The following is a 6,694-nucleotide window of genomic DNA, read 5'->3' on the forward strand; positions in this document are numbered from 1 at the left end:
GCTATATGACAATCGCATGACCCGCACACCGGGGCCGTTCCGGCGTGCGTAGAGGAGCCCTGCGCCGATGGCCGATAATACTGGCGACAAATCTGCTGGCCGGGGCAAGGCAACGATTGCCGACGTGGCGGAGGCCGCCGGCGTCGCCATCGGCACCGTATCGCGCTATCTCAACGGCTTTGACATCCGTCGCGCCAATCGCGATCAAATCGAACAGGCGATCCGCCAGCTTTCCTACAGGCGCAACGCCGCTGCGGCATCGATGAAAACCGACCGGACGCATATCATTGGGCTGATGGTGCCGACTTTCGATGATTTCCATAGCCCGATGCTGGAACATCTGGCGCGCTCGGTACGCCCTACGGGGCGAGCGCTGTTGACCTATTGCCATTCCGGCGAAATGGAGATGATCGCCAGAGGGCTGGATTTTTTCGAGGAACAGCGCGTCGACGCCATCATCATGGATGGCGCCAATCCGCTATTTGGACATATCGACCGGTTGATCAAGGCCGGCACGCCGATCATTTTCTACAACAATGACGTGCCGGGACTGGCAGCGGACCGGGTGTTTGTGGAAAACTACAAGGCGGGGTTTAGGGCAGTAAACTACCTGCTCGATATCGGCCACAAGCGCATTGCGGCGCTGACGGGCGAGATGGCCCACTCCTCCGGCCGGCAGCGGCTGGACGGCTACGAGGCAGCGCTCAAGCAGCGCGGGATTGCTATCGATCCGCGTTACATCGTCAATGGCGGCTGGTTCTTTCACGGCGGCTATACCGCAGCCCGCCGGCTGATGACACTGGATGAACCGCCAACTGCAGTCTACGCCTCCAACTATGGCATGACTACGGGTTTCATGAGCTGGCTCAAGGAGCACGGCTTCAAGGTTCCGCGCGATGTGTCGATTGTGAGCTTTGACGACGTGCCGCTGTTCCGGTTGCACGAGGAGGGGATCACCGCCATCGCCCAGCCGATTGCGCAGATTGCCGAGGCGATCACCAACCTGCTAACGGCGCGGCTGGCTGCCCCCAATGATCGCAACCACGACACGGTGACGCTCGATTGCGATCTGGTGATCCGCGGGTCGACGCAGCCGCCCGCGTGATCAGGTCAGCGGACGCGCTGACCTTCGGCGTTGAACAGCAGGGCTGAGGATGGATCAAAGCGGGCATCGAGCGCTTGGCCGGCCTTGACATCGCGGCCATTGCGCAGCGCCACGGTCACCACGTCGCTGACACCGGCGCGGGCATAGGCAAAGCTTTCGCCGCCCAGGTGCTCGATGATGTCGATGTTGAGGCTGAGCTTGGCTGAACCGGTTTCGCTGAAATGTTCGGGGCGAATGCCCAGCGTGACGGTCGCGCCCTTGGCGGGTGCATTGCTGGCGGCGGGGAAGGTTACGGCCTGATTGTCGTAGTCCGGCAGGCGGACGGTGACGCCGCTGGCGTCGGCGTTGTCGACCACGCCATTGAGGAAGTTCATCTTGGGCGAGCCGATAAAGCCGGCCACGAACAGGTTGTCCGGATTGTCATAGAGATCGAGCGGGCTGCCGACCTGACTGATCTTGCCATCGCGCAGCACCACGATCTTGTCGGCCAGGGTCATCGCTTCGACCTGATCGTGGGTCACGTAGATGATGGTGGTCTGCAGTTCCTTGTGCAGGCGCGCGATTTCGATGCGCATGTGGACGCGCAGCTCGGCATCGAGGTTGGACAGCGGTTCGTCGAACAGGAACACTTCGGGGTGGCGCACGATGGCGCGGCCGATGGCAACGCGCTGGCGCTGGCCGCCCGAGAGCTGCTTGGGGAACCGGTCCATCAAGGGCCCGAGTTCGAGAATGCGGGCTGCTTCGTCGACCTGACGGGCGATTTCATCCTTGGCGACGCCAGCGAACTTGAGCGCAAAGCCCATGTTCTCGCGCACGGTCATGTGCGGATAAAGCGCATAGGATTGGAATACCATAGCGATGCCGCGCTTGGACGGATCGACGTCGTTCATCCGCTTGCCGCCGATTTCGAGATCGCCGCCGGAGATTTCCTCCAGCCCGGCAATCATGCGCAGCAGCGTGGACTTGCCACAGCCCGAGGGGCCGACAAACACCACGAACTCCTTGGATTCGATATCAAGATCAACACCCTTGATGACCTCGATGCTGCCGAAGGCCTTCCGCACGTTGCGTAGTTTCAATCCGCTCATCGCAAATTTCCCTGAGTGTTGGTCATTCGGCAGTCAGTTCAATGGTGGTGGTGGCAAAGCGCTCGTGGCTCACTTTAACCGAAATCTTGCCCGGCTTGCCGGTGGTTTCCAGCCAGAAGCCGGTCGAGCCGCCGCGCAATGGCGACACCGAAGGACCAATCAGCCTGGCGGGGCCGGCGACCTCGATGGTCGCGGCTTCCTGCAGGAATGGCAGCTTGTTGCCGCCCTGATCCAGTGCCCGGATGATGACGCGCACGGTGTCGCGGCCAGCGGCTTTGAGCGTTGCACTATCGGCTTTGACATCGAGCTTGGCCGGCAGCGGGTTGGCGTGGAAATGCATGGTCTTGACGGCTTTGCCGTTGAGATAGCCGGTGACAACGGCGTCTTCCCACTTCATGCCCCACAGGCCCAGCTCTTCCTTGGTGAAGTGCTTGTGATCGATGATCACCGGCGGGTGCGGCAGGTTGGGGAAGCGTTCGGTATCGGGCTTGATGACCTTGGCTGGCTGGTTGCCGTAGCGCAGCTCGATCTCGTCGCAATTGGTCAGCACCATCAGCGGCAACGTGCCGCCGATATTGCGCTCGCCGCGGGCCCAGAAGGTCACCGGCTGCATGACGACGCCTTCTTCGGGCTCGGCCTGGCTGGCATAGGCGTAGGCGGCAAATTTGGGCTCGCGGAACATGTCCATCACGCCATGATGGCAGATGCGGTCGCCCGAGCCGAAATCCTTGTGGGTATTGTAATCGAACATGCACCAGCCGACTGCGCCGGAAATCGACGGATCGCCGTAAGCGGCGTTGAGCACCTGCAGGTGGCGGGTGACGTGCTCGGCCTGGCGCTGTTCCTGATCGTAGCTTTTGGTGGGGTACATGTGGCCACCAAACTCGGTGATCATGTACGGGACCTTCTTGGTTAGACCGGTCACCTGCTGCTGATCGCGCAGGGCAACGCGGCCCTGATTGGCGCCCGGCAATTCTTCATTGCCGAGGACGAAATCGTTCATGGTGTAAACGTCTTCGAGCATTTCGCTCTCGGTGATGTAGCGCACGCCGCCAGTCTGGCGGGTGGTGTCGAGTTCATGGGCCAGCTTGTTGGTGGCGACGTAAAAGTCGTGGCTGTCCTGGGACTCGTTGATGCGCACGCCCCAGATGATGATCGAGGGATGGTTCCAGTCGCGGGTAATCATGCGGCGGACGTTTTCGATCGATTCCGCCTGCCAGGCCTTGTCGCCGATATGTTGCCAGCCCGGGATTTCCTCGAACACCAAGAGGCCGATGCGATCGCAGTGATCGAGGAACCATTTGGACTGGGGGTAGTGCGAGGTGCGGACCAGATTGACCTTGAGGTCGCGCTTGAGGATTTCCGCGTCGGCTTCCTGTGCCGAACGGCCCATGGCGTAGCCGGCATAGGGGAAAGCCTGATGCCGATTGAGGCCGCGCAGCTTGATCGGCTTGCCGTTGAGCAGGAAGCCGTCGGGGGTGAACTCGGCGGTACGGAAACCAAAGCTGTGGTTGGTTACGTCCTTGCCGTGCGGCGTTTCGAGCAGCAGCTCGACGGTATAGAGCTTGGGATCGTTGAGTTGCCAGAGCGACAGGCCGGCAAGGTTTTCCAGCGTCAGGCTGACCGAAGCGCCAGACACGGAGGCAGAGGCCGTGGCGACGATCTTGCCGGCGCCATCGCGCAGGTTGGCGGTCAGGGTGCCGGCCAGCGCCAAGGCCTGCGGGTTGGACAGGTCAGCCCGAATGGTGACGGTCTTGGCGGCAGCCAGGGCGTTGGGGGTTTCGATCTTGGCATTGCCGATCGACACCGGCGGCGTGACGCGCAGCCAGGCATCGCGATAGATGCCGGCATAGGTCAGGTAATCGATCATCGCGCCGAAGGGCGGAATGGCCGGATTTTCGCTGCCGTCGATCTTGACCGTGATCAGGTTGTCGCCGGCCTTGAGCAGTCCGGTGAGGCGCGCTTCGAACGGCGTGTAGCCATCGCCATGGGCCGTGAGCTGTTGGCCATTGAGATAGACCACCGAGTCAGCCATGGCGCCATCGAACACCAGCGCGACTTCCTTGCCGGCCCAGGCGGCATCGGCGTGGATGACCTTCTGGTAGGTAAAGGCGCGTTGATAAACGGTTTCGTCAAAATAGCTGAACGGCAGCTCAACCGCGTTGTGCGGCAGGCTGACGGCTTCGCCGGTGGCGAGCGCCGTGGTCAGCGCAGGCGTGAAGCCGTGGTGAAAAACCCAGGCTTCGTTGAAGGAAGTAACCGAACGCATAGAAAACCTTACTTAACCGACCCCGTCAGGCCCTCGACGAAGCGGCGCTGCAGCAGGAAGAAAATGATGAGAGTGGGCAATGTCGCCAGCACGGTGCCAAACAGGATCATGCCGTAATCGGGCGTGTAGGCCGAAGTCAGGGCCGAGATCACCAGCGTGGCCGTCTTGTTATCGGCGGTCTGCAGCACGATCAGCGGCCAGAGGTAATTGTTCCAGTTGCCCATGAACACGATGATCGTCGCCGCCGCGTAAGTGGAACGCATGACCGGTAGATAGACATAGAGGAAAATCTGCCATTCCTTGAGGCCGTCGATGCGGGCGGCATCGCGCAGCTCGGTCGGGAACGCCTTGGTGGCCTGGCGGAAGTAGAAGATGATGAAGATCGAGGCGATGCCAGGCAGGATGACCGCCGCGTAGGTATTGGTCAGCTTCATCGACGACATCATGACAAACAGCGGCACCATCAGCGCGGCAAACGGGATGGACAGCAACAGCAGCATGAAGCCGAAAATGCGTTCGCGGAAGCGCGACCGGAACATCTCGAAGCCGTAACCGGCGAGCGACGAGATCAACAATGTCAGCACCGTGCCAATCAAGGCGATCAGCGCCGAATTCCAGAACACGCGCGCCACGTCGATGGTTGCAAAGAACGTGGCGACGTTGTTGAACAGCTCAGCACCGAACGTAGCTTTACCTACCACGATATCGGCCGACTTGTTGGTGGCGCCAACGATCATCCAATAGAATGGAAAAACCGAAAGGAAAGTGGCGATGCTGAGCAACAGATAGACCAGGCCACGACGCAGATTGGACAAGGTCATATTGTGGGCGCCTTCCGGTCACGCGCGATGAGGAACTGGATAAAGCTCAGGATGCCCACGATCAGCACGATCACCCACGAGACAGTTGCCGAATAGCCAAAGCTGGGCATGAACTTGAAGGTCAGGTTGTAGATATACATCGACAGGGTCAGCGTTGAATCCGACGGACCGCCGACGGTGATGTTGTTGACCTCATCGAACAGCTGCAGCGTGCCAATGGTGGAGATGATGGTGGTGAACAGGATCACCGGTTTGAGCATCGGAATGGTGATCTGGGTGAACCGGGCCCAGGCGGGGACGCCATCGATGCGCGCTACTTCATAAATCGAGCGATCGATATTTTGCAGCGCGGCCAGATAAAAGATCATGTTGTAGCCGGTCCAGCGCCAGGTGATGGCAATGATGATCAGCACCTTGGCCCAGAACGGGTCCTGCAGCCACAAGATCGGGCCGCTGACCACATGGATGGCCGTCAGGAATTTGTTGACGACGCCGTCAGCCGAAAACATCGACTTGAACAGGGTCGAATAGGCGATCAGCGAGGTCACGCAGGGCAAAAAGATCGCAGTACGGAACAGGCCCCGGAAGCGCAGCTTGGGATCATTGAGCGCCACTGCAAACAGCAGCGCCAAAACGATCATGATCGGCACCTGGAACACGAAGAAGATGCAGGTGTTGACCAGCGCGCGGATGAACACCGGGTCCTTGGTCAGGCGGATGATATTGGCGAAGCCGCCGAAGCTGAAGTTCATGCCCTTGCCGACCTGAAAGCTCATCCAGAGCGACCAGGCGATCGGGTAAATCATGAAAATGCCGAGCAGGACGAGTGCCGGAGCAACCCCCCCTCCCGCAAGCGGGAAGAGGGAGTCGCTACCGGATCATTGCTCGTTTTCCGCAACCGCGTCCTCCCCGGTTGCAGGCTCTGCCTTACCTTGAGCGGCGTCCTCGTCCTCGAACCAATGGGCGCGGGCGGCCATAATGATCTCATTGCCCTGCTCTTCGGAGAGCCCGTACTCAGCGAGTAGGCCACCCTTGTCCTCGGGCCGGGTGCTCGGCTCACGGCGTCGCGGCTCGACGCGCTTCTTCTGCACCAGCTCGTCGGTGGCGAGGTCGGCGAGATCGTCGAGCGTCTTGATCCCCGCCTTGCCCAAAGTGACCAGCATCTGCTCGTTGAGATGGGGCATTTCGGCCAGCGCATCGTCGACACCGAGTGTGCGGCGCACCTCGCGCGAGGCGGCTTCGCGCCGCTCGAGCGCTTCGGCGGCGCGGTTCTGCAGTTCGGCCGCGATATCGTCGTCGAGACCCTCGATCGAGGCGATCTCGTCGACCTGAACATAAGCCACTTCCTCAAGGCTGGTGAAGCCTTCGGCAACCAACAGCTGCGACAACGTCTCATCCACGTCGAGCTCAT

General features: G+C 60.7%; 5 protein-coding genes and 1 pseudogene. 1 reads left to right on the top strand and 5 read right to left on the bottom strand.

Annotated elements, in window-relative coordinates; translation table 11 throughout:
* Positions 1–67 precede the first annotated feature (67 nt).
* Complete coding sequence (locus ABIT12_RS11330) at positions 68–1,105, top strand: LacI family DNA-binding transcriptional regulator (protein WP_348042762.1); 1,038 nt, start codon at positions 68–70, stop codon at positions 1,103–1,105.
* A 5-nt stretch (positions 1,106–1,110) separates the two neighbouring features.
* Here ABIT12_RS11330 and ABIT12_RS11335 read toward each other — a convergent pair whose 3' ends face one another.
* The 5 genes and pseudogenes from ABIT12_RS11335 to ABIT12_RS11355 all read right to left on the bottom strand — a co-directional run.
* Positions 1,111–2,193, bottom strand: coding sequence for a sn-glycerol-3-phosphate ABC transporter ATP-binding protein UgpC (locus ABIT12_RS11335; protein WP_348042763.1), 1,083 nt, complete (start codon positions 2,191–2,193; stop codon positions 1,111–1,113).
* A gap of 22 nt (positions 2,194–2,215) precedes the next feature.
* Positions 2,216–4,462 (bottom strand): glycoside hydrolase family 2 TIM barrel-domain containing protein, encoded by a 2,247-nt coding sequence (locus ABIT12_RS11340; RefSeq protein ID WP_348042764.1) that lies wholly within the window; start codon positions 4,460–4,462, stop codon positions 2,216–2,218.
* Between the two features lie 8 nt (positions 4,463–4,470).
* Positions 4,471–5,283, bottom strand: a complete 813-nt coding sequence (locus tag ABIT12_RS11345) for a carbohydrate ABC transporter permease (RefSeq protein ID WP_348042765.1) — start codon at positions 5,281–5,283, stop codon at positions 4,471–4,473.
* On the bottom strand, positions 5,280–6,089 hold the full coding sequence (locus ABIT12_RS11350; protein WP_348042766.1) for a sugar ABC transporter permease: 810 nt from the start codon (positions 6,087–6,089) through the stop codon (positions 5,280–5,282). The genes ABIT12_RS11345 and ABIT12_RS11350 overlap by 4 nt, the downstream gene beginning before the upstream one ends.
* Before the next feature lie 72 nt (positions 6,090–6,161).
* Positions 6,162–6,694 (bottom strand): annotated as a pseudogene (locus tag ABIT12_RS11355) (helix-hairpin-helix domain-containing protein); the annotation flags it as partial.

The organism is Devosia sp. (assembly GCF_039927955.1).
In the GTDB taxonomy this organism is placed as follows: Bacteria; Pseudomonadota; Alphaproteobacteria; order Rhizobiales; family Devosiaceae; genus Devosia.

Coding starts and splice junctions, on each gene's coding strand:
- ABIT12_RS11330 (WP_348042762.1), top strand. CDS start 68: ATGGCCGATAATACTGGCGACAAATCTGCTGGCCGGGGCAAGGCAACG.
- ABIT12_RS11335 (WP_348042763.1), bottom strand. CDS start 2,193: ATGAGCGGATTGAAACTACGCAACGTGCGGAAGGCCTTCGGCAGCATC.
- ABIT12_RS11340 (WP_348042764.1), bottom strand. CDS start 4,462: ATGCGTTCGGTTACTTCCTTCAACGAAGCCTGGGTTTTTCACCACGGC.
- ABIT12_RS11345 (WP_348042765.1), bottom strand. CDS start 5,283: ATGACCTTGTCCAATCTGCGTCGTGGCCTGGTCTATCTGTTGCTCAGC.
- ABIT12_RS11350 (WP_348042766.1), bottom strand. CDS start 6,089: ATGATTTACCCGATCGCCTGGTCGCTCTGGATGAGCTTTCAGGTCGGC.